Below are 23,992 nucleotides of genomic sequence, written 5' to 3'. Positions count from 1 at the left end.
CCCTCATGATCATCTACAACGAAAGCTCTTCAAAATTCATCAACCACGTGCTTGAACAGCGCATCGAATCTGTGCTCCTTGAAAAAGTGCAGGAAAAGATGAACCACTCCGTGTCCCCGAGCGAAATCCGTTCATGGACCAACTCCTTGCCGCAAATGGCCAAGATTCTGCGGGACGCGGAATTGAAAGAAGGGACCCATGTCCTGCTGGAATACAAGTTGCCTTCCACCGAAAAGCGCATTGATTTCCTGATTACCGGGGAAGACAAGACCGGCCGGCAAAACGCGGTTATCGTTGAACTGAAGCAATGGAATAAATCACAGCTGGCGGAAGGGGACGGCATCGTCAAAACCTTCCTCGGTGGGAGGGAGCGCGAAACCGTTCATCCGTCTTATCAGTCGCTGTCCTATAAACGCTATCTCGAGAATTTCAATGAAGCCTTATACGAAGATACATCCATCAGCTTAAGCTCCTGTGCATATCTGCATAATTACATACCGGACAAACTGGCAGAGCCTTTGCTCAATGAACGCTATACGAGCTACGTCGAGCAGTCGCCGATCTATTTCCAATTTGATGATTTGCTGCTGCGAAAGCGAATCAACGATGCGGTCTCAGAAGGAAAAGGGACGGAAATCGCCCGGAAAATCGAAGAAGGAAGAATTCGTCCATCCAAGAAACTGGTCGAAGCCGTCAATTCCTTATTCGAAGGAAACGAGGAATTCATTCTCCTTGATGAACAAAAGGTCGCTTACGAGAAAGTGCTGTCCATCTACAACGGCATGGATCTGGAAACGGACCAGAAGCACACCATCCTCATCAAAGGGGGACCGGGAACAGGCAAATCGGTCATCGGCTTGAACTTGATGAACTTCCTGTTAGGCGAAGAAGCGACGATTGAGTATATTACACCGAACCAATCGTTCCGCGAAATACTCCGGAAGAAACTGATCGGCCGGAGCGGCTTTGTGGAAATACGGAGCCTTTTTAAAGGTTCTGCGTCGTATGTGGAAACGCCTTCAAATTACTACGATGTCCTGGTCTGTGACGAAGCGCATCGCCTGAAGAACCAAGGACATATGAAGCGCAAAATCGAAGGCGAAAACCAGGCGACTCAAATCATCCGCTCCAGCAGAGTCAGCGTCTTCTTCATCGATGATGAGCAGGTGATTTCGAATAAAGACATCGGCCGCTTCAATCTATTGAAAGAAGAAGCCGAAAAGCAGAACTCAACGGTCCATGTCGTCGAACTCGATTCACAGTTCCGCTGCGCTGGTTCAGGCAATTACCTGGAGTGGCTCGACGATGTCCTTTACGACCGCAAGCAGGACATCCAGCTGGATGGAGACTTCGACTTCCAAGTCGTCGATTCTCCGCACGAGCTTTACGAGAAAGTAGTGAAAGAAAAAGGCGGCCGGCTGCTCGCAGGCTATGCATGGGAATGGAACACCAAAAGAGTGGATGGAGAGCTGCCGAAAGATGTCGTCGTCGAGGTTCATGACTTCGCTATGCCGTGGAACGATCCCGCACGTATCGACTGGGCCATCCACCCGGAAGGCTCCGAACAAATCGGCTGCATCCACACCGTTCAAGGACTTGAAATGGAATACGTCGGTGTAATCATCGGCAATGATCTAACCTATAATCCAGAAACTCAGTCTATTGAAGTGAAGCGGGAGAACTTCAAGGATAAAGGCGCCAGACCGGCGAAGCCTAAGGGTAAGTATGAGGTTGATCCGCTTGATAAGTTGGTGAGGAATACGTATAAGACCTTGATGACGAGAGGGATGAAGGGGTGTTATGTTTATTGTATGGATGAAGCTCTAAGAAAATGGTTATCAAATAACTGAATTTAGCCACTTGAAAGGAAGTTTTTAATGCTATTCAATAGTCCTACTTATGTTAATTGGTTTAAAAAAACCAATATTCTTTCTCCAGCAGAAGGGGAAGAGAAAAATTTAGAAGAAAATCAACAAAAAAAATTGCAAGAATCTATGAGTGAACTTTTAAGACGTATTGATATAACTAGAAGAGCTCGCTTCGCTTGTTCAACAAGATTGCGAATTTATTTTAATAAAATACAAAACTTGATAGTATTTTATAATATTTTAGTGGTTATCATCTCTATAATTACACTCTATCAATTTTATAATAATAGTGCTGAATGGTCGACATACTTAACCCTATCAATATCTATTGCCCTATCATTCTTTGCTACACATATGGGGGGAAAAAACTATAAGGAAAAAGCAATTATGATGGAAAGTAACGGGCATCATCTTTCTAAATTATATGGAAAAATTGAAATGATGAAAGTGAAATCGAAAATTGACACTGACAAAGTAGCAGATCTATATAAGGAATATGAACGTACTTTAGTTATTGTAGAGAATCATGAACAAATAGATTATCTACAAGCGAAAAAAGTTAAACGTACTGCAACATTGGACGAAGAGAAAAAGTTAGACAAGTATTATAAAAAAGAAAGAAGAATGTTTTACTTGGCCTATATCATTCCTTTAATTTTAGGCTTAACAATTTTAGTTACTCCATTTTTTCTTTAAAACCACGTCCCTGGGAAAGAAAAAATTCTAAACGATTTTGACAATACACTACAATTTATACTTTACACATAGCCATGCTTGCTACATCAACATTTTGGTTGTAATTTTTTCTTTTTATTCACTAACATAAATTTTTTGGGAATTGTACCGCTCCTAGGGAAGCGAATTATGATTATTTCTTAGGAGATGATCGCTACAAGCTACAGAACAAGAGTCAGACTGCGCAAATCGTCACGCACAACTACCATAACAAGGAATTCTACGACAAAGAGATATTCAATGATATATGGAAAGAACTATTGAAAAGGAAAATGGTTAATAACCCTGCACATGTAATCGAAAATAGGGACATCTTCAAACTTTCTCCTTTTAAAGAACTGACAATGACACAACTCGAGCTTAAAACAAAAATTCTAGAAGTATGCGAAGAGCACAGCCATGATGATGAAACGTTTGTGTTCATGGTTAAGGGCGAAGCAGGTGTAGGGAAGAGTGTGGTCCTAAGTTCCGTGTTCAATAGCATTCAGGAACGGGCAGTTGATATAAGTTCTAACCTCCATAATACAAAGAATTTTTTGCTGGTTAATCATTCAGAAATGCTGAAAACGTATAAAAACATTGCGGCTAATGTGAAATCTCTTAAAAAGAATAACTTTGATAAGCCTACAAGTTTCATTAACAAGCAAAAGAAAGCTGCAGAAAAAGCGAATATTGTATTGGTCGACGAAGCGCATTTATTGCTGAGCAGAGCCGATGCTTTCAATGGATTCAATGAAGACAATCAATTGTAAAAACCGCTTCCCTGTGTTGAAGCCAATTCAAGACATACTACAATACTGCATAAGAAAATCGACAAAATCAGCAGTAGAAAGAATCCCGTTGCATTTATATGGCGAAGGGTAATTATTCATAATTGAGCAGCGCACAGGGACCAAATGGAGACTGCTGGTAAAATGTTAAATGATGTAACTTGACTTGTGGGGTAATCGGGACTAATCATCTCAACTCCACTCGTTTGAAAAAAAGCGGGACCGCATTTTAGAAAACGACACAAAACTAAACAATTTTGTCAGTACACTATAATTTATACTGCATGCATCGCCGCTCTGAGAAAATCAACTTTCCTCAAGCGGTTTTCTTCTTCTTATGAGTGGTTCTCTGATGTCCTAAGGATTACTCAAACATGTCCGCCTTGGTTCTATTTCATGACACGACTAGTTCTCGAGCTTTTCTTTCTTCAATAAATGATTCTAACTGTAGGTGTTAGCAAAGAATAGCTCTAAATTATTGTAGTCCAGGGCTATTATAGTAATAAATGTTTTGCGAAATAGATAAGTCGATGTGTTATAATATTTTGACTATAAAATGTTAATTTTATACATAAAAGATGGGGGACATTATGAAAAGAATTTTAATATTTCTGTGTTTGATAGGTATGATTACCAGCATTTCAGCTTGTTCTGATGAACAGGATCCAAATGTACTAAAAGTGAATAAATCTTCCGATGAAATGGGCGGTGAAAATTATCAAACAGTCGTTTCGGAATTAGAAGAAAGTGGATTTACTAATATTGAAACAAAGAAACTGGATGATTTGATTACTGGTTGGCTAACAAAAGATGGAGAAATTGAACAAGTAGAGATTAATGGAGCTACCGAGTTTAGCGCAAATGATAGTTTCCAAAAAGATTCTGAAATAGTCATTACATATCACACATTTCTAGAAGAAGAGAAAAGTGACACCGAAGCCACTGATGAAAAGAATTCTGATGTAGTCGAAAAATCAACCGAAGAAAAGAGTCCTGAGACAGTTGACCAATCAACAAATGATGCATCTGTGGAAAGCAAACAAGAAATACTAACAGAAAAAAACAGCAAAGATCTGGCAGCTCTTTTGGCAGTCCAAGATACTAATGATCTAATTGTTGTTGAATTTGCAAAAAAATATGCTGGTAGAACCATTGAATTCAATGGATATATCGCACATATGATGCTACATGGAGATAATACAACAAGATACGATATTTTAATCGCAGTTGGTGATTCTAGTCAAACAACCTATAGTGGTCCTGATTTTAAGTTTGAAGATGTGAATGTTTTTGATTTAAATCTTATTGGTTCTGAGGTGCCGGAAACTATTGGTATGGGCCAAAATCTACGTATTACTGCTGTAGTTGAGGAATATGAAGAAAACTCCGGACTATTTTTTCTTAACCCAGTTTCTTCTGAAATAAGATAGAAGTAATATATAGCGATAGGTAAGTATTCATAATTGAGCTGTAAAATTCGAGTCCCTGTGTAAAAAACAATTCTAAATGAGTCTGACTATACACTACAATTTATAATGTATACATTGCCATACCCGTTGCTTCGGCATTTAGAGCGTGGTTTTTTCTTTTTATTCATTCGTATAAATTGTGTGAGAATTGTATGCGACACAGGGAACATTTGGGGACTGCTGGAAATTCAATTTAGCTGTTTCGTCCTGAACATCTCATGAATGAAGCCCGACAAATCATCAGTCAGTTGAAGGAAGGCGAACCTTTGGCAACAGTCAGCCTGCAATTGCACAGTGTTTTCCGTCCGTCGGTCCAGCCCTATAAGATTTCCTGGCTGGTGTACCATCCGCAGGAAGAAGTGGCGGCACTGGAGATTCCGGTCCTGACTATTGGTGGTACATCTGATTCGCATGTGTCGGTAGCCGATGCGGAAAGTTTGCATGCGGCGCATCCGGAATCAGAACTTCTGATTATTGACGATATGAACCATGTGCTGAAAACGGCATCGGATGAAGACGGGAAAGAGACGGCATACAGTAATCCTGATTTACCTTTGGCGTATGGGTTGATGTAGGGGATTGTTGGGTTTTTGGAATAGAATAAGCCAATGATTATTGAAGAGCTGCGAAGAGATTCGCGGCTTTTTAATTTACACGTCAAAATTTTATAATATCGTAATGATTCTAGGTAAGTCAGATTAATTATTTAAATTAAATTTAATAATAATTAATTAAAAATATTACAGTATTTTCTATTATTTATAGAATAAATATTTTTTTTTGTAGTAATATGATTGTAAAAGGTCATTAAAGAATTCAGTAGAAAGAAGGGAAGATCAGAATGGCTATTGAAAAGAAATTCACGAACCTTAAATCCTTATCTCCAGTTATAGCGATTATTGAAGAGGCTGGAAAAGGACTAGCCGATAAAAAACGACATATTAAAACTTCTGATATACCGGAAGTTTTAGGAGCCGTAGTAGGCATAGGTGCTGGAGGATTAGTGGGATTGGGTTTATTAAATATACTTGGATACGCTGGATTAGGTGCAGCAGGGATAACCTCAGGCTTGGCAACGGCGGGTGGTATCATTGGCGGAGGTATGGTTGCCGGAATTGGCGTACTAGCTGCTCCAGCAGTGATTCTAGGAGTTGGTGGATATGCAACTTTATCGCATTTTAAAAAGAAAGCTTTAAAACAAGAAAAAGAAACGTTGCTACAAGAAGCGATAATCAAACATGACGCTGTTTTAAATGAATTAAATAGCAATATTAAGGCTTCAACAGAGAGAATGGAGTATCTCAATTCGCTCAATATATTACTTCAAGCAGCAATTAAAGATTTATCAGAGGATTTAAAAGCAGAGTGACGAAATCGGAGTGATTAAATGAGCAAGCATGAATCAGAATTTCTTAGAGATGAGTTAAAAGTATTAATTCATCAAAAAAGAAAAAGTGAAAAGCTCCAAGCTGATTTATTAAAGCTTGAGGACTCATCTTTGAATGCGATTCAAAGTACTGAAGAAATCTTGGGAAATTTAAATATTGCTTTGCCCAATTTAAAAAGCCTCTCTTCAAATGAAAATAATCAAACAATCTCTAAATTGAAAACTAGAAGTTGGAGCGATTTAAATGAAGAAGTTCAATACATGGATGATTCTGATGTTAATATTTCTGAGCTTTTGAATAAACAGGAAATTATTAAGGTAAAAGATTCTTTAAAATATATTCGAGCAGATTTCAACTCTTTAAATAAATTGGATAAGTATGATTATATGATGATTGGATTAGCGGGAACCTTAGCTTCTTTGGTTGATATAATATTTGTTCATATGCCTAAAAATCCAGGATTTCTGGGTGCAGAAGGATCTGGGGGAGGTTCATTATCTAATTTCATTAGAGAAAAATTGAACACTTCCTTGACGCCAGCTGAACTAAGTCAGTTAGAGCGGGACAACTGGGTGCCTTACGATGCTTCTCACTCAAAAGGGTTAAATCGAGTAGTAGAAGGATTAGGTCCAAGAACACATCGTTTTCAAACACTAGGGCATGATCCAATTCTTGCTTTTATTTTTGGAGTTAAAGATATCTTAAAAGGTGAAATGACTGCAATAGATAAACATGGGAAAATTATTATCCAAACTGTTAACACAGTAGATAAAGACATTATTGGAATGAATTTATTCGAAGCTATAGGTAGAGCTTTTGGTCATCTAAAGTCGGATATAGCAACTAAGGGTGGTTTGCCAGTGCCTTTAATGATGCTCGTTCAATTTTTACAATTCGGCAAAATTGGGGATAAAGATTACACTTTTGGTCAAGTGACTAGAATGATGTATCGATCAGGGTATGACTTTGGACATTTTATAAGTATGTCTATACCAGTTATGATAATAGAAGTTTTGGTAAGAGTTTATTTCTTCATCAAAAGCATTCTTGATGGGAAATCAATTAGAGAATCTCTTCCTTTTATGCTTTCAAAGAAAAACAGCAACCCCAAATTGAATACGATGCTATTTACTGCGCATGCTATTGCCGCTTCAGTAAACGCTGGGAAAATAGCTGTGACTCAAAATCCATTATCAATTAACTACACTCAATGGTTAGTGTTTGCGAGGTATTCTTATAAAGAGATAAAGTGGGTTGCATTTGAAAAGCAGGCCAAGCAGTATGATTATGTCCAAAAAGAAATAGATACAAATTGGATGAAAGTTCATGAAACTTTAGAACAAACAATGTTGCTTGTGGAAGATAGAACTTTGAAACTTTGATAATTTAAGTAGTTAAAATCATTTCCTTGAAAAAGAAATAACTTTAATCATTTATGACAAACCTACAAAAATGATGAAAATAGTTGAGGTTCTTGATATCAATACGAAAGGTTTTGTCGTTAATGTCTCTAACGTTTATCTAAGATTTAAACAGTGTACGAATTATCGTGCTCTCTGGAATGCAGAAATTAAACCTACAAGATGTGAGGAGCCATTCAGATGAAAAAACTGTTAGTTGGGGTTATGATTTCAATGTTACTTATTGTAATCGTTGGTTTAGTTATTTTTATTCAATTCAAACCATTGGGAAGTACTGCTAGTCAAAGTTCTCATACCTCATTAATCCAGGGAAAAGTCGTAGAGTTATCAGAGCTAACGACATTGAAGTATGAGTACAGTAAAGCAATGGTAAATCGGGATGACAAGAAAATTCTGCTGACTGATATTCGCTTTGCAGAGACGATAAAGCTCGTAGAGTACACGGGATATCTGAAAGCTGGGTCGGATCTTTCGAAAGTGGAAGTGGCCTATGATGAAGTGGGCAAACAAGTAACAGTCAAAGTTCCCAAAGCGAAAGTTCTCGATAATGTTGTCGAGCTCGAAAACATGAAGATAGAAGATGTGAAAGGAAATATTTTTTCAGATCCTCCTACCCAGAAAATTATTGAAGACATCAATAATGAAAAAAAGAAATTTGAAGAAGAGAAAATCGAGCAAGGATTTTTAATGGAAGCTGATAAAAGAACAGAGGAAGTCTTAAAGTCTTTTTTGAGCTTCAATGAAGAAAGTGAGATTATTATCGAATTTTACTGAGAAGAAGTGTTGGCGATCTTTTATTTTCTGATGGATTAAATCGCTGAGCTTTGTCAATCCCAATTCAGTTTATTAATTAAAAGTGTAAAAAGAAATGCCGTATCCAACAACCTCAATGGTAGTTGGATACGGCTTTCGTACTTTTATCATAGAAGTTAGTTATTTTATCCACAAATTATTCTGCCTAATACTTGCTGTAAATGATAAACTGAAAAGAAAGAAAAATCATTGAAAAAATTTGGAAATCTCGACATTTAGTTAAATTCTAAAGAGAAAATAAGGTTTGTAATCACGACTTTAAATAATAGCATTTTGAAGGAAAAAGAAACTATAACAAAAGAAGTGAGAGTTTTTTAGAGATAAATTGTAATGAAGATACTATATTAATAGAGATTTAAGGGGGAATTCTAATGTCTCTTATGGACACAGAAAAGCAAGTAAAATCGCAATCAAATTATGTGCAACACTTTTCAACAAGAATTCCATGGAAGGACAACGATTACACTGGACGAATTGATAATAATCCTAAATACAATGTAGCAGCGCAAGTCATTTCTAATATTGCATCATCTCGAAACCTGGAGTTTGAAGAAAAAAATAAAGGCAAGTGTTACGAGGAAGTGGGACCACTAAGTATGCAGAACTGGATTACAGAAAATGCTGCATTTATGAGTAGCAACAGACTTTCTCTCAAAATGAATCATCCATATAAAAGTGGAAATGATAAGTTCCACCATTTCCAGGAAACATCCTTTGAGACAGATCCCTATTCATTCTTACTGCGTCCCTTTTCGTGGACTTTGAAGGAAAACGCTAAAGAGAAACAAAAGTATTACAATTTTCATTTTGACTTAGACAAGACAGAGCGGATGCTGAACTGGTCAAGTGCGTGGGTATCACATGGAGAATCTCAAAAGGGAATTTTTGATTACTTCTTTTCGGGTATTAGTCCGCACCACTCATTGATATTTCCGTATTATAAACAAGTACCATTCATCGAGGATAGTCGGCGTATAATTGCTGGAGTTGGAAATATAATAGGAAATACTAAAATTCGCGAGTATGAGTCTGATGGAAGCAGTGAGGAAAAAAACTATATTTGGGAAACGAACGCAGCCCATTCCATAAGAGTTGATGGCAAGGACGGCTTTTTAATGCCCTATCTTGAAATTTCTGAGTATGTGAGAAAGCATCCTGATTTTGACGTATCGAGCGTTATACTATTCGAACCGGCAGGTTTCAGAACAGAATTTTCTTATGCTGCTGAATGGGTTAGCTACGATGCCTCAATAGACGTACTAAACCAAGCTAAGATTGCATTGAGAAATATAGCCGAACTCAAGCTAAGGGAAGCCAACCAAAAATGGATCAATATTCATTTGGAATACATTGATAATCAACTTAAAAGTGTTTGGAATCAACGGGGTGTTTTCCCGGGACTAGGTTCGGCTCTATCAGCATTTGGTGTTAGGTACGGTTTTGATATAGCTCGCCATGTCAATATTTCTGAACGTGGATTAATTTCTGAATTAGAGTTGTATTTTTCAGGAGAGAAAGAAACTGGAAATGCCAAACTGGATGAAAGTTTGGCAGACAAGGAGGATGAGTTTTCTGGTTTACTAAGAAACAAAAATAAGGCTCGATTCTTCGAGCTCTTGTCCAGGTTGAATCTTTCTATTGAGCAAGCTATTTATGCGTGGGATAAACTAAAAATTTGTGCAGCAGAAATTGTTGAAAACCCATATCTTCTTTTTGAATTGACACGAAAAGAGAGTAATGAACACCAAATTACTATTTCTCAGATTGACAATGCAATGTATGTAAATCCGTTGGTGTTACATAAGCAACCACTTGAGAAACCTACTAAAATGAGAACAGAGAGCGATAAGCGCAGATTCCGAGCTATGGTAATATTTGTATTAGATCAAGCAGCAATTAAAGGGCATACTTTACTCAGTTATGACCAGATCGTTGAAAAAATAAATAAATTGCCATTAGATCAAAGAACAGATTTTCAAACCGAAAAAATTGAAGGCATTTTAGAGTTCTTGCAGGAAGGTGAGTTGTTCGTTGATGTAGAAAGTGCTTACATCAAATTAAAAGAATACCAAGATTATAAGCAAGTAATCTCCGATGTAGTGAATAGCCGACTAGAAAAAAGTTTATCAAACGAACAAAATTGGAGAAACATTATTGATGATCAATTTGGCGAACTTGAGAAGAACAATGAAGAAAACGACGAATTGGCTCGTAATGAAAAAGCAGTAGCACTAAGGATTCTTGAATCATCTAAAATATCTGTCCTCTTGGGTAGAGCCGGGACGGGTAAAACAACTGCACTAGGGATTTTGGCTACATCCAAAGAAATTAAAGCTGGCGGGGTATTGGCACTGACTCCTACTGGGAAGGCGAGAGTCCAACTAGAAAATTCATTTAAGAAGAATAATATTAATGCTGAGTTTAAAACTGTTGCACAGTTCTTAATACGTTCAAATGGTTTTAATGGGAAAACGATGTCTTATAAGATGCCGAGTAAAACGAGTTCAAGTATTGCTAAAACGGTTATCATCGATGAAAGCTCAATGCTGACTGAAGATATGTTTGCAGGCATACTAAAACTTGTTGATTCTCACGCCGAGAGAATCATTTTTATAGGCGACCCGAACCAATTACCTCCAATTGGAGCAGGGCGCCCCTTTGTGGATTTGATGAATTACTTACAGACAAATTTCCCTGATAAGGTGGCAACATTGAAAACTGAGATGAGGCAAGGATCCGGTGGAGATGATTTATCATTTGCTCAAATATTCTCTAATTCAGATTCAATCGATAAAGAGGTAATTTACCGCATTCAAAATAATCAAACTGATAGTCGTTTTAAATATATTCAATTTGCTGATTTAGTTGAATTGGAAAAAGTGTTCTTTGAGGAATTGTCCGAAGTTGCGGATATGGAAAACGTAGATGATATCGATGGCTTTAATCGGAGCATAGGTGGTATTAAAAACGATAAATATATAAATTATAATACCGGAAACCACATTGAAAATTGGCAGATTCTATCTCCTACTAAATTCATTGGCGCAGGAAGTTATTACTTGAATAATCAAATTCATCAAAAATACCGTCAAGAAATTGTGGAGAAATGGAAAGCGTCTTGGTGGTCAAAGTACAGTCCTCAATCTGTTCAAAATATTGTTTATGGAGATAAAGTTATATCTAATGCAAATGGTGAGAAGGATTATTGGGATGGTTCATCCGGGAAGGCCTATATTGCAAATGGTGAAATTGGTATTATGACAGGTTACCCATTCCAATATGGCAAAAAGGATAAGAATACTAGTTGGTATAAACTTCGTTTCAGTTCATTTGAAGGAAAAGTATTTTCCTATACTAAAGCTGATTTCGGTGGTGACAATAACGATTCAAAGTTAGAACTTGCTTACGCTCTTACAGTTCACAAATCGCAAGGTTCTGGTTTTGGCAAAACAATAGTGGTTATAAATGGAAAAAGTTCATTTATTACAAAAGAGCTGTTATATACGGCTTTCTCTCGTCAAAGAGAAAAGCTAATCATATTGAGTGATTTGCCAGTCCAAGAAGTAGTACAATATGCAAATGACTGGTATTCGGATATTAAACAACGATATACAGATTTATTTGGTGTTCCAAACATCATTGAGATAGAATCAGGCAAGAAAAAAAGATACTTTGAAGAAAAGTTGATCCATAAAACGGTACGTGGTGAAATGGTAAGATCAAAATCCGAAGTGATTGTAGCTAATATTCTCGATAAGCTGGGAATTGAATATTCATATGAAGAACCATTAGAGGCTAATGGCAAAAATTATATTCCGGATTTCACTTTAAGAAATCAAGGCAAAACTGCTTATTTAGAGCATCTTGGAATGCTAGGAAATGAGTCATATCAGAAGCATTGGAACGGAAAAAGAGCGAGTTATGAAAGTGTTGGAATTTCAGAAACTCTCGGAAATTTAATAATTACAAGGGATGGATTAGATGGCAGTTTGGATGCCTCATTAATAGAAAGTGAAATTCAAAGTTGGATAAATAACAATTGATTTATTCTTCCGCTTACACATGAGAAAATGGATAACTTCATATGTTATCTTTACATTTGTTATTTAGATAGCTAACTCGAGTTGTTTTCATCGCGTTTAGTCGTGTTTATGTGTTAGACACCATTCACTACAATTTGACTCTATTCTCGTTTCTGCCCGACATCCTTGCCGTAATGGCGACGACGATACGTCAAATATGGAAAATTGCGCCCCTGTGTCAAATCCAATTCAGTTTATTAACTACAATTGCATGAAGAATAAGCCGTATCCAGAAACCTAAATGGTTAACGGATACGGCTTTCGTATTTTTATCTCAAAAGGTAAATATTCATAACTTTGTCTTACACAGAAACAATCTGGGGACTGCTGGAAATAATGATATTTGGAAGTTCAGTGCAAAATTTTGGCTTTATTCCTGTGGTTGGTTACGGCAAGGCTGATCCGTTCGCTGCACTGCAGGAGAAAGAGCTTGATTGGATCAATGCTTCAAGAACCCTGGGAAGTAGCCCGATCAAAATCATATTTTCACAGATGATGCCGAACCTGGTGGGTATCATCATCGTAAACGGAACATTATTACTCGCTGCAAATATTGGCATAGAGTCAGGGCTGTCTTTCCTCAGCTTCGGTTTCCCTGAAGACTACCCGTCTCTTGTGGAACATTGCTTTCTTATGCGCCCAGACTCAGACACTGAAACACAGATGGTGGGTATGGCTGCCGGCAGTATTGAGAATCTATGTTTACGTAACATCGGCGAAGCATTACGCCGTGCAGGGGATGCGAGACAAAGACAGGCTTCATACATCACAAAAGGCGGCAACTCCGATTGTTGTCTTTTAATAAGATAGTATTACAAGAATTTAGTAAATGTCATAAAAAAGTAATATAATTGTAACTTTTCGGAAAATTATGATAACATCATTTTCAAAGGAGTTTCATATTTTTAGTTATGATATGAAAGCCTTAACCAAGTTTTGATACTGGGGTTTAAGAGGCTTCACTTTAATATATATTCAATTAAATATTTTAGAAAAAGGGAGGAAAAACGATGACGAAAGTTTCGTGGTCAAGATTAATGTTCTTTATAATGCTGATCTTTGTATTGGCTTTGGCAGCATGTGGCAATAATGAAACTTCAGACCAAGAATCAACGGATGATTCTGAGGCTACAACAGATGAGAGTGCTGACGAGAGCCCTGAAACAGCAGAAGGTACTGACGAAGGCACTGAGGAAAGTGCCGATGGAGAATCTGCAGAAACTGAACCAAAAGTTACTGAGTTTGAACCAGCATTTCCAGAACAAACAAGAGCACCTGCAGTAGTGACTGAAACAGAACTTAATGAGGAAGTTATTGCTGAGGGTCTTGGCGTGTCTTGGGGTATGGCAGAGTTTGAACCAAACCGCTTACTTGTTACGCAAAGAGATACAGCAGAACTTCTTATTGTAAACATTAATGAGTTCGCTGTTTCAGAACCAATCGAAGGTACACCAGAAGTAAATAGCGAAGGTCAGGGTGGTTTACTTGATGTAGCCGTTGCACCTGATTTTGACGATTCAAGATTAGTATTTTTAACGTTTTCTCAAGATGTCGAAGGTGGTACTGTAACTGCTGTCGGTAAAGGTATTTTATCAGAAGACGAAGCCTCACTTGAAGATTTTGAAGTAATCTTCCAAGCAGAACCGGCATATGAGGGTGACTTACACTATGGTGGACGTATTATCTTTGATGAGGATGGCAACCTATTCTTAACAACTGGTGAGCGTTCAGATGATCCAATTCGCGAACGTGCACAAGACTTGGATGCTTACTTAGGTAAAGTAATTCACATTACACAAGATGGAGAAGCAGTAGATACGAATCCATTTATCGACGATGAAGAAGCACTGGATGGTATTTACAGCTACGGTCACCGGAATATTCAAGGTATAGACTTCCACCCTGAAACAGGAGACTTATGGATTGTTGAATTCGGTCCACAATCTGGGGATGAACTGAATATTGTTGAACCAGGCAATAATTATGGATGGCCAATTGTTTCTTATGGTATCGAGTACACAGGTGAATTGATCAATGATGGAATTTCAGAACACGAGGCGCAAGGCTTTATTGAACCAAGATATTATTGGGATCCAACAAGTGCGCCAAGTGGTAGCTCATTTTATGATAACGACGCAATTCCGGAATGGGAGAACAACTTGTTCATCGGTGGTTTAGTGTCGAGCTATATTGCACGTGTTGTTATTGAAGGTGACACCATCGTTGGAGAAGAACGTCTATTAACTGATAAAGGCGAACGTTTCCGTGATATTCTTGTAACTGAGGATGGCGCGCTTATTGCATCCACTGATGGCGGTGTGATTTATAAGATTACTGCAGCAGGTGAATAAACACGCGCCTCTGTGTCAAAAAGGATTCCGTTGATTAACTGCAATTGGATGAAAAATAAGCCGTATCCAGAAACCTCAATGGTTAACGGATACGGCTTTCTTATTTGAATCCTACTCCTGCTATTTTTCTCGACTATGGAGCAGGCACATTACAAATGGCTTGCGCTAGAGACGATTTTAACGCTCTTTCGCCTTTTTATTTAAATATTCTAATATTTTTAATGTTTTTACTGGTAATCGAACATAGGTTCTGTTATATTAAATGCATACCACTATGGAATGAGGTGTATTTCGATGGTGCTTGCAATCAAAGAAGTGAACGGATTTGAAAAAGGAAAGAAATATACTAAGGAACTTGAGTTTGTTTCTTGCTTTAAAAGCGACGAATATCGAGTGATCGCTTTAATAGATAGAGATGGCAATGTTGTTTATTGGACAACTACAGAAGATTCGCTTGAATATCGAAACTTCCGCAAAAAAGCTACTTACACATTCAAAGTTAGCTATATTTCTACAATAATCGGTCCTTCCAGACCAAAGGTTATTATTGCAGAACTGAATGATGTAACAGCTGAAAACGGCATGTATGGTGAAACAGCGCAATATAAATTAAATGCTTAATATATATTTTTAAAGAACCTTGACACTCTCAAGGTTCTTTTTTCTGTAGTGTCGAGTCTTAGACATATAGGATTTTTGAAAAAATTCGATGAAGCTGACCCGTCAAACTTTATAAATATGGCCTTTATTATTTCTGCCTCACTCCGCTCCAAAAGCCACAATCCCATAAGTCTCCAAATACAGTTTCAACACACGCAGCCATTGCTTTTCAGTTGCAAGCCCGACATGCCCATCCGGTCGAATCAGGTACAGCGCATCTTGCTTGAATCCTGCGTCTTTCATCTTCGCTTCCCATGCAAACTCATGGAGCTGGAGCGACTGCGAACGGGCAAAGTCGATGAGCTCAGGCTGCGCTTTGCCGTATATGTGAATTTGCCAATCGACGGAGCGCAGCGGCGAAAAATTATCGCCTTTGTCAGTTTCAATCCACGGCAAGCGCATACCGCCGTAAACTTTGCCGGCTTTGCCTTTGCTCAAGAGGCTGTTGCGGTAATTGATGTGGATTTGAGACAAGATCTTAAACGCATTTTTTGAAGGGAAGGAAAATTTGAATACGGACGGCAAGACGTAAGGTACCGCATACTCCCGCAGCAACGTGCCGGGCAGTTTTTGGTTGACGATCGTTTGGAACGCTTTGTCGGTCGTCGCGATCAACCGGCGCGCAAAAGCGATGCGCTCTTGTTCGTAAGTGCTCAATATGCTTGGCGCAGCTTTGCCTTGAACCACCGCTGCGAGTTTCCAACCCAAATTGATGGCGTCCCCAATGCCGGTGTTCATGCCTTGTCCGCCGGTCGGGCTGTGCAGGTGGCCGGCGTCGCCCAGGATAAAGACGCGCCCTTTAGCAAATCGCTCGCTGACTCGGTTATGGACGCGGTAGGTCGAAAACCAATTGACCTTAGCCGCGCTCACGCGGATTTTGTTTTCAATGTAATTGGTGATTTCACTGTATTGGACATCGGTGCGCTCGTTGAATTCCTCGGGCACAATGCCAAGGATTCGTTTGGTGTTGGCGTTGCGGACGTTCATATACAGCATAAAGCCGTCATTGTCCATGTACATGTCCATCTTTTCCATATCGTCTACCGGCTGCTCAGTTTCGATATCCGCGACAAAGAATAATTGCTTGTACGTGCCGCCGGAAAAGTCGAGTCCCAGTCCTTTCCGGACCATGCTGCCGGCTCCGTCGCATCCGCATAAATAGGCGAACTCCGCTCTTTCTTCTGGCTGTCCTTGCTGCTGCATCACGGCGTTCACGCCAACTCCTGTGTCTTCAAACGAAAGCAAGGAGGTGTTCCATTCGACTTCGACGCCGATTTTATTTAATTCGTCCACGAGAATTTCTTCGTGTTCGTCTTGCGGCAAGCTCAAGATAAACGGAAACGGGCTCAGCCCTTTGCCCAACTTATGGAATTTTACCGTGGCTCTCACTCGTTTACCATCGCTGACATCCAGCGACAAAATCGGATGCCCCCGCTTGATGTTGCGTTCGGCCAGACCCAGTTGGTCGTACTGCTCCAATATGCGCGCATGCACGGCGAGTGCACGTGACGCTGTGCCGGTTCCTGCGTTTTTATCGATGATCCGAAACGGCACGCCTTGACGCGCCAGGCTATAGGCAAGGGCCAGGCCAGTGGGACCAGCTCCGACGATTAAGATTTGTGGGTTCATCCTGGAGACCTCCTAATGAGTATCGCGCCTGCTGATCGATCTAGTTTCAAGTGTCGTGTAAAGCTGAAAAATCGAGTATAGGAAAAGTTCTTATAAGAAAAAATGTGTGATACCGAATCGAAAAGATCTTGTACAGCTACTATATCCTTAATCGGCGCATTTCAAGCAAAAAAGTGTCCCCGTGCAAGAAACAATTTTAAGCGATTTTGACAGTACACTACAATTTAAACACGGAGCAATCAGCGGGACGTGATAGAATAACAGGTAGTGGAACAGAAAAATAAACGGTATGCCTTGTCTAGCAGAAAATGCAGCAGTTATGGTTGATAGATGAGTTGAAAGGAATGGGATAGCAAAATGAACAAGATGGTAGAACAAAAAATGAACGAGATGACAGAAGTATTTAACAGCCTGCCGAATTGCCGGATTGAAACCGATGAGGCCGGCCGGATTTTGATTGTGAGCGACAATCCGGTTCCCTGGAGTGACACTGAATCGACGCATAAAATTGGGTCCATTACGCCTCATAAAGCGGCGCTCGGACTCTATATTGATTTCCCGCATAATTATATAGAGATTGATCGGTTAGATGACATCATCGATCCCGAATTCACATTGACTTATTATGAGCCAGGCACCAAGACATCAACAGTGAAAAGCTGGTGGAGGTTCCGATCGGACGAGAAATTCGACAGCATCCACCTGGTTCTGAGAAAAACAGAACTGGAATTGTATGATTTTAAGAGAGACGACTGGGTTGGATTGATGGGAGAGATTACGGCTGTTCATAAATGATGGATAGCTTAGCTGAATGGCGGAACTCCAATAGCGCTATTATGCCGAACAAATTTCAGGTTACTAACTATATTTACACACTTGCTGAATCAACCTGGCAGGTGTGTTTTTTTATTGTCCCGCACTCAGTAAATGGCCTGAAGGAGTGAGGAAAGTAGATTGTATCCTTTATATCTAATTGCTTAGTTAACTATACAGTACAAAGAAATGATGTATAAGGAAAGGAGTATATTTGCACCTCATTGCTTCAAAATTTTTGACATTAATTGGCATCTTTCGTTTTATTAAAAAGAATGAAGAAGCGTCTGCGTATATAGTAGCAACACCTGTGGTATAGAATAGGAAGAAACTAATACACTGAAGGCATCGGGGGATGAAAAATGAATGAGTTTATTGAGTTCAGAAATCGTGTTTATGACAATGAAAGTAATGATAGTTATCCTCTCCAATTTTTAGATGAGTACATAAATAACAGTAAGGCGATAAACTCCGATGAAGCAAGAGTGGTCGAGCAAATTCGAACGATAAAGCAACTGGAGCTGAACAAGCAACTAGGTGAAAAAGAAATAGATGAATTGATCTCGTTTTTGGGAGAGCATTCCTCTACAGACCGATTTACAGTAGATGCGGTTTTAAACTTGTTCAATGATGAGATCAAGCAAATAGTAGAGAAGAAAATAAAAGACGTACTATTGAACCAACAGTACGATGGTCAAAAGCTCTATCACGTTTTGGATATTTGTATTGAATGTGGTATCGACATTTTAGGTGATAACGATCTCTTATTTATGCTTCAGCAATACGAACTGGATTTAGAGATCACTTCTATCTTACTGGACTATATGGATCGTTTTAAAAGACCGGGATTTAAAGATGCTATATACAAATTATTGACCCTGGATTACCCTGATGGGATAAAGATCCAAGGAATCAATTTATTGATGAATTTGTATCCAATGGAGACTGTTGATCAATCCTTTGTGGAGAAGCATATAAGAAATGAGAAAAACAAAGTGTTTTTTGATAGTTATATGGACTTTCTCAAGACAGATTTTGCCTTTGAAAAGCAAGGCACTTCAATTTTGCAGGCCATGTTCTATGGGGATTTTGAAGATAGCGGGAAAGGGAATAGTGGAGGGTTAGCCGTATTATTAAAAGGTTTGGGTGAAGAGATCTCGAAAGACAGCCGCATCTCCCATGTATTTACGATTACGATCACTCAAGAATTAAACAAGCCCTTTATAAGCTTTCATGGAGATAAACACGTATTTATCAGATTGCCAATCTATTTAGATCAGTCTGTAAGGGACAAGTTCATCAAAAGAGAGTTATTTATAAAAAGACAGATAGCCAATTATTTAAATCGGTCAGAAATAAAGCCCGATGTCTTTCATATCAGATTTTTAGATAACGCGTCTAAAGCTGTGGCTCATCTAAGCAAGGATTTAAATAGTAAACTTGTCTTTACACTAACGCCAGACCCGCACCGAAACATGTTTGATGGATTGGGGCAATTAAAAGAACTTGGTTTCAACGAGCTTATTGAAAAACTGAACAAGATAAAAATAGGCGACGAATTAATCCGCACAAGCGATGGAATCGTTGGCATAGGGAATGGAGATGTGAAAACAGAACTTGCGGTCTATTTCCCTCAATTTAAAGATGACATTGTAAATGGAAAAATTGAAATGATCGGTGAAGGCATACAAACAGGCCAATCAATTGATGGAGAGGCCATCGCTGCCTATTCAAATCGCCTTATCGAATGGAATGAAACAAATAAAGGCTTTTTTGAAAAACCTGTCATCTTAAACGTCGGGAGATTAGCTGTTTTAAAAGGGCAGATGGAACTTTTAAAAGCCTGGTCAAACTCCAAGCTTTCGGAAACCCATAATCTTCTCATAATTGGTGGAGACTTGGAGAGACCGAGTAAAGAAGAAGAAATGGTGATGGAATTTTTCAAGAATTTCTTACAAAAGCATCCTCAATTCAAAGACAGGTTCATACATAAAGGTGCCATGTCGAACTTGGATATAAGACTGCTTGAAAGGGAGATTATTGAGAGAGACTTTGACTATCCTCACATCTATCTGTGCTCCAGTGTAAAAGAAGAGTTTGGCATCGCTATTTTGGAAGCGATGTCGATAGGGTTCCTAACCCTGGGCCCGATAAAAGGTGGAGTTAAAAGTTATATGGAAAATGGGGAAAATGGATTTTTGATCGACACAAGCAATGGGGAAACGATTGCCGAAGAAACGGAAAAACATCTGTATGATTCTAAAATCGACAAAGACGCAGTGAAAAAAATTCAAGCTGCAGGACAAAAAACAGTGGATGAAAACTTTTCTATTCAAAAGATCTCACATGAGTTTGTGTCATTTTATTTGTCTTTAGAAGGAGAAAAAGAAAATGAAATATAAGAAAATCTTTGTTATCAGTCCGCCTTTTTATTCGCATTTTAACCCCTTGCTCGTATTAGCCAAAAGTTTTCAAGAACAGGGTGCAGAAGTGACGTTTGGCTGCAGTATCGAATTTAAGGAAAAAATCTTAAAAGAGAATTTGGCTTTTTATGAAATCGATATAAATTCAAATAAAAATATCGGGAAAGGTGAACACGCAATACAACCGGATACCGAGAGAATCAGATTGGAAGAATTTTTTGAGTCGACAAAAAAAGGTGCAGTAGAAACACTGATTACCCAATCCCGCCACCGAAAGGCTGATATGCTTTATAATCCGCAACAGCTTATCGATAAGATAAAGTTCATAGATGAGGCCATGGATGTTGATCTGTATGTGGTCGATATATTGTCATACTCGGTTACGCTTAGCTTGTATTTTCTAGGGCTGCCTTTTGTGACATTTTGTCCGCCTCATCCCAATACCATTCCAAAAGAAGGAAGGTATTTTAATGTACCCAAAAGCTGGCCTGAGGCGATAACGGTCGAGGAAGAAGATTTGAAGATGTTAAAGCAGGTTTCCACCCAAACACAAAGGGAATTTACTGAAGTTTTCAATAGTATTATCGTTGAAAATAAGTCGATTAAAAAAATTAGCAATGCGTTCAGTTTAGTCTCTGAAATAGCGGTGATCTACAACTATTTTGATTTCAACGACATTGAAAAAAATGAAGAAAATCCGAAGGAACTATTTATCGGGAATTCATTTGAAGCGGTTTCGTTAGATGAAGAATGGATGGAAAAAATAGATACGAAAGAACAGAAAATCATGATCAGTTTAGGGACTTTTTTATCGAACAGAAAAGACGTACTTGAAAAACTCATCCTGTCGGCCAGAGAAAGTAATCCTGATGCGCTATTGATCGTTTCTGCAGGCAGCAATGCGGATGAACTTAAGAAATACAGCTCGCCCAATACAATAATCGAAGGTTTTATCCCTCAAATAGCTCTTATGCAGTATGTAGACACAGTTGTCTTTCATGGTGGATGCAACACCTTAACAGAGGCTATGTACCATGGGAAAAAGATGGTCATCTTACCATTTTCCAGCGATCAATTTAATATTGCATATGATGTTGAGAAGAATAATTTAGGGAGAGTACTGGATCCGAATAATTTCAGCACAGAAGAATTAGCAAAGGCATTTAATGATCTAGAAGAGGCTTCTAAGGACAATTTACTGCATTGGAGAAACATCTCAAGAGAAAGAGGCGCGGATTATGCAGTGAAAAAAATATTGGAGATCGAGGCTGTCGACAACGTCTAATATAAAGTTCAGTTGTCTACTACTTGCATCGAATAATATCTAAATAAAAGTGAAAAGTGGTGTTTTATGAAAGAAATAGTTGGAGCAGACACGAAGAGTAAGAATACAAATAAATACGATGTGGATGGTGTACCTCCACTAACAGAAGCCATACCTTTAGGGTTGCAGCATATTTTTGCAATGTTTTTAGGGAATGTCGCTGTCCCTATCATCATCGCAGGTGTGGTTGGCATAACAGGAACTGATTTAACGATACTGGTTCAAAGTGCAATGATCATGGCAGGAGTTGCAACGATTATCCAATGTTACCCAATATGGATGATCGGAGCACGACTCCCAGTAGTTATGGGCACTAGTTTTGGGTTTCTGTCTACAAATATCGTAATCGCAAGCTCCTATGGCATATCAGGATTATTGGGTGCAAGTCTTATAGGGGGGTTATTTGGCGGCACTTTAGGATTTTTCATAAAGAAACTAAGAAGATTCTTTCCAAAGATTGTAACAGGTACAGTAGTGCTTACGATTGGTTTGTCGCTTTTGCCTACAGGTATTGTATCGATGGCAGGAGGAAGTGGATCTGAAAATTTTGGATCGGCTAAAAACTGGATGGTGGCTTTACTGGTATTGGCCATTGTGCTCATTCTAAATAGATATGCAAAGGGAATGGCGAAAACATCCTCCATTTTAATAGGAATTTTCATTGGCTATATGGTGGCTTTGCCGCTGGGGATGGTGGAATTTTCAGCAATAAGAGAAGCTACCTGGTTTTCAGTTCCACAACCCTTTTATTTTCCCATGGAATTTTACTGGGGAGCTATACTCCCTATGTTAATTATGTTTATCGTGACATCTGTTGAGACAGTTGGAGATGTTACAGCGATGACTACTGGGGGAGCAGGCAGAGAACCCACGGAAAATGAGCTTTCCGGCTCAGTCATAGCAAATGGTTTTACCTCTTCCCTGGGAGCGATTTTTAATTCTTTGCCAAATACATCTTTTAGCCAAAATGTAGGAATGATCGCATTTACAAAAGTAATGAGCAGATATGTCGTAGCTGTTGGCGCTGCATTTTTAATATTGGCTGGTCTTATTCCTAAGATTGGAGCGCTTGTATCTACCATGCCACCAGCAGTTATTGGCGGTGCCACAGTCATTATCTTTTCTCAGATTACGTTAACAGGAATAGACATATTGACGTCAGAGCCTTTAAATGAAAGAGCAAAGATCATCATTGGATTATCTTTAGTATTTGGACTCGGATTAAGTCAAGTACCCGATGCGATGAACGCGTTCCCAGAAGTTATCAAGTTGTTGTTTGGCGGATCTGGAATAACAATCGCCTGTTTTGTTGCTATTGTATTGAACCTAGTCATTCCAGAGGATTCAATGAAGGAAGCCGCATAGACGAAATCAGGTCCCTGTGTGTTAAACCCAATTCAGTTTATTGGTAACAATAACATGGAGAAAAAGCCATATCCAGTGAGTTTAAAAATAGTAGAAAAAATGAACTTCCTATCTATATAGATGTGTATATTATGTACGTAACGTACGTTATGTGCTAATATATAAGAAAAGGAGGAATGGTGATGTTATCGACTCTTAATGCTACCGATGTCCGCAAGAATTGGGGGCAATTCAATGATGATGTCATTCGAGTAGGTCCCCGTTTTGTAAAGCGCAGCCGCGACGAATGGGCAGCTCTGAGTTCCGAACAACTTAAAGCAGCTTTTGACTCTTTTCGATTTAAAGCAGAATTTACCAGAGAAGAAGACAATAGTACAACTATGACATTAGAAGGATTTGATTTGGTTGAGAACGCGGAAACCAAAGATGAGGTAATTGATCTAATGGCTGATTCATTGGCGGATTATGCAGAAGATTATATGGCTCAATTTACATTGTATAGCAATTCTCCCAATCGTAAGAAACACTTCCCTTACTTGATGAATGTGATGGCTCAGTCTGATACTGAGGCAGTAAAGGCTTTGATAGATGCCTAGTTTCAGAGATATTGAACGTTTTTGTCGCCGAGATGGATGGGAAGAATACAAGAAAAAAGGTCATCACATCTATTTTATGAAGGTAATGGAAGACGGCACTATTAAAAGAACCAAGGTATCAAGAGGTACTGGTGAAGTTAAAGGGCATCTATGGAAAGAAATTTTGAAGAAACAACTTCAGGTTACAGAAGAAGAATTCAATAACATTAAATAAACCACTAAAAAGCAAATTATATTCGATAAATTTCCACACCCGCTGCGTCAGCATTTCGGGTGTGGATTTTT

At 38.7% G+C, this 23,992-nt stretch carries 18 protein-coding genes and 1 pseudogene; 18 read left to right on the top strand and 1 reads right to left on the bottom strand.

The genetic code is table 11. From position 1 onward, the window contains the following. Positions 1-5: 5 nt before the first annotated feature. From QMA01_RS14690 to QMA01_RS14635, 12 genes and pseudogenes are all read left to right on the top strand, one after another. On the top strand, positions 6-1,850 hold the full coding sequence (locus QMA01_RS14690) for a DUF2075 domain-containing protein (protein WP_290215350.1): 1,845 nt from the start codon (positions 6-8) through the stop codon (positions 1,848-1,850). 27 nt (positions 1,851-1,877) lie between these two features. Continuing rightward, on the top strand, positions 1,878-2,564 hold the full coding sequence (locus tag QMA01_RS14685) for an SLATT domain-containing protein (protein ID WP_290215349.1): 687 nt from the start codon (positions 1,878-1,880) through the stop codon (positions 2,562-2,564). 311 nt (positions 2,565-2,875) lie between these two features. Next, complete coding sequence (locus tag QMA01_RS14680) at positions 2,876-3,355, top strand: DNA/RNA helicase domain-containing protein (protein WP_290215348.1); 480 nt, start codon at positions 2,876-2,878, stop codon at positions 3,353-3,355. Between the two features lie 608 nt (positions 3,356-3,963). Next, entirely contained in the window at positions 3,964-4,803 is an 840-nt protein-coding gene (locus QMA01_RS14675) for a DUF4839 domain-containing protein (RefSeq protein ID WP_290215347.1), read from the top strand. Between the two features lie 305 nt (positions 4,804-5,108). Beyond that, a complete protein-coding gene (locus QMA01_RS14670) occupies positions 5,109-5,417 on the top strand; it encodes an alpha/beta fold hydrolase (protein WP_290215346.1) in 309 nt (102 codons plus the stop codon). A gap of 266 nt (positions 5,418-5,683) precedes the next feature. Beyond that, a complete protein-coding gene (locus tag QMA01_RS14665; protein WP_290215345.1) occupies positions 5,684-6,211 on the top strand; it encodes a hypothetical protein in 528 nt (175 codons plus the stop codon). 18 nt (positions 6,212-6,229) lie between these two features. After that, on the top strand, positions 6,230-7,612 hold the full coding sequence (locus QMA01_RS14660) for a hypothetical protein (protein WP_290215344.1): 1,383 nt from the start codon (positions 6,230-6,232) through the stop codon (positions 7,610-7,612). Positions 7,613-7,831: 219 nt separating this feature from the next. After that, on the top strand, positions 7,832-8,425 hold the full coding sequence (locus QMA01_RS14655) for a DUF4230 domain-containing protein (RefSeq protein WP_290215343.1): 594 nt from the start codon (positions 7,832-7,834) through the stop codon (positions 8,423-8,425). 410 nt (positions 8,426-8,835) lie between these two features. Then, positions 8,836-12,507 carry an AAA family ATPase gene (locus tag QMA01_RS14650; RefSeq protein ID WP_290215342.1) on the top strand — a complete coding sequence of 1,224 codons (3,672 nt, stop codon included), beginning with the start codon at positions 8,836-8,838 and terminating at the stop codon, positions 12,505-12,507. Positions 12,508-12,907: 400 nt separating this feature from the next. Next, a pseudogene (locus QMA01_RS14645) lies at positions 12,908-13,356 on the top strand (ABC transporter permease); the annotation flags it as partial. A gap of 200 nt (positions 13,357-13,556) precedes the next feature. Beyond that, entirely contained in the window at positions 13,557-14,897 is a 1,341-nt protein-coding gene (locus QMA01_RS14640) for a PQQ-dependent sugar dehydrogenase (RefSeq protein WP_290215341.1), read from the top strand. A 294-nt stretch (positions 14,898-15,191) separates the two neighbouring features. Beyond that, entirely contained in the window at positions 15,192-15,518 is a 327-nt protein-coding gene (locus QMA01_RS14635; RefSeq protein WP_290215339.1) for a hypothetical protein, read from the top strand. A 138-nt stretch (positions 15,519-15,656) separates the two neighbouring features. On the opposite strand, the gene QMA01_RS14630 is transcribed toward QMA01_RS14635, so the two are convergent. Further along, on the bottom strand, positions 15,657-17,186 hold the full coding sequence (locus tag QMA01_RS14630) for an FAD-dependent monooxygenase (RefSeq protein WP_290215338.1): 1,530 nt from the start codon (positions 17,184-17,186) through the stop codon (positions 15,657-15,659). A gap of 357 nt (positions 17,187-17,543) precedes the next feature. Between QMA01_RS14630 and QMA01_RS14625 the strand changes: the two genes are divergently transcribed. The 6 genes from QMA01_RS14625 to QMA01_RS14600 all read left to right on the top strand — a co-directional run bounded on the left by QMA01_RS14625 (position 17,544) and on the right by QMA01_RS14600 (position 23,921). Continuing rightward, the gene (locus QMA01_RS14625) at positions 17,544-17,981 is read left to right on the top strand and encodes a hypothetical protein (protein ID WP_290215337.1); all 438 of its coding nucleotides are present in this window, start codon (positions 17,544-17,546) and stop codon (positions 17,979-17,981) included. Positions 17,982-18,361: 380 nt separating this feature from the next. Continuing rightward, complete coding sequence (locus QMA01_RS14620; RefSeq protein WP_290215336.1) at positions 18,362-20,401, top strand: glycosyltransferase family 4 protein; 2,040 nt, start codon at positions 18,362-18,364, stop codon at positions 20,399-20,401. Continuing rightward, complete coding sequence (locus QMA01_RS14615; protein ID WP_191716310.1) at positions 20,391-21,707, top strand: glycosyltransferase; 1,317 nt, start codon at positions 20,391-20,393, stop codon at positions 21,705-21,707. Before QMA01_RS14620 ends, QMA01_RS14615 begins: the two co-directional genes overlap by 11 nt. A 66-nt stretch (positions 21,708-21,773) precedes the next feature. After that, positions 21,774-23,111: a uracil-xanthine permease family protein gene (locus QMA01_RS14610; protein WP_191716309.1), complete on the top strand. Its 1,338-nt coding sequence runs from the start codon at positions 21,774-21,776 to the stop codon at positions 23,109-23,111. A 182-nt stretch (positions 23,112-23,293) separates the two neighbouring features. Next, entirely contained in the window at positions 23,294-23,707 is a 414-nt protein-coding gene (locus tag QMA01_RS14605) for a hypothetical protein (protein WP_191716308.1), read from the top strand. Then, positions 23,700-23,921: a type II toxin-antitoxin system HicA family toxin gene (locus tag QMA01_RS14600; protein ID WP_290215335.1), complete on the top strand. Its 222-nt coding sequence runs from the start codon at positions 23,700-23,702 to the stop codon at positions 23,919-23,921. The genes QMA01_RS14605 and QMA01_RS14600 overlap by 8 nt, the downstream gene beginning before the upstream one ends. Positions 23,922-23,992: the final 71 nt, after the last annotated feature.

Origin of the sequence: Planococcus notacanthi (assembly GCF_030407825.1) — a bacterium.
Lineage (GTDB): Bacteria > Bacillota > Bacilli > Bacillales_A > Planococcaceae > Planococcus > Planococcus notacanthi.
This window is presented reverse-complemented; position numbering and strand designations above follow the sequence as displayed.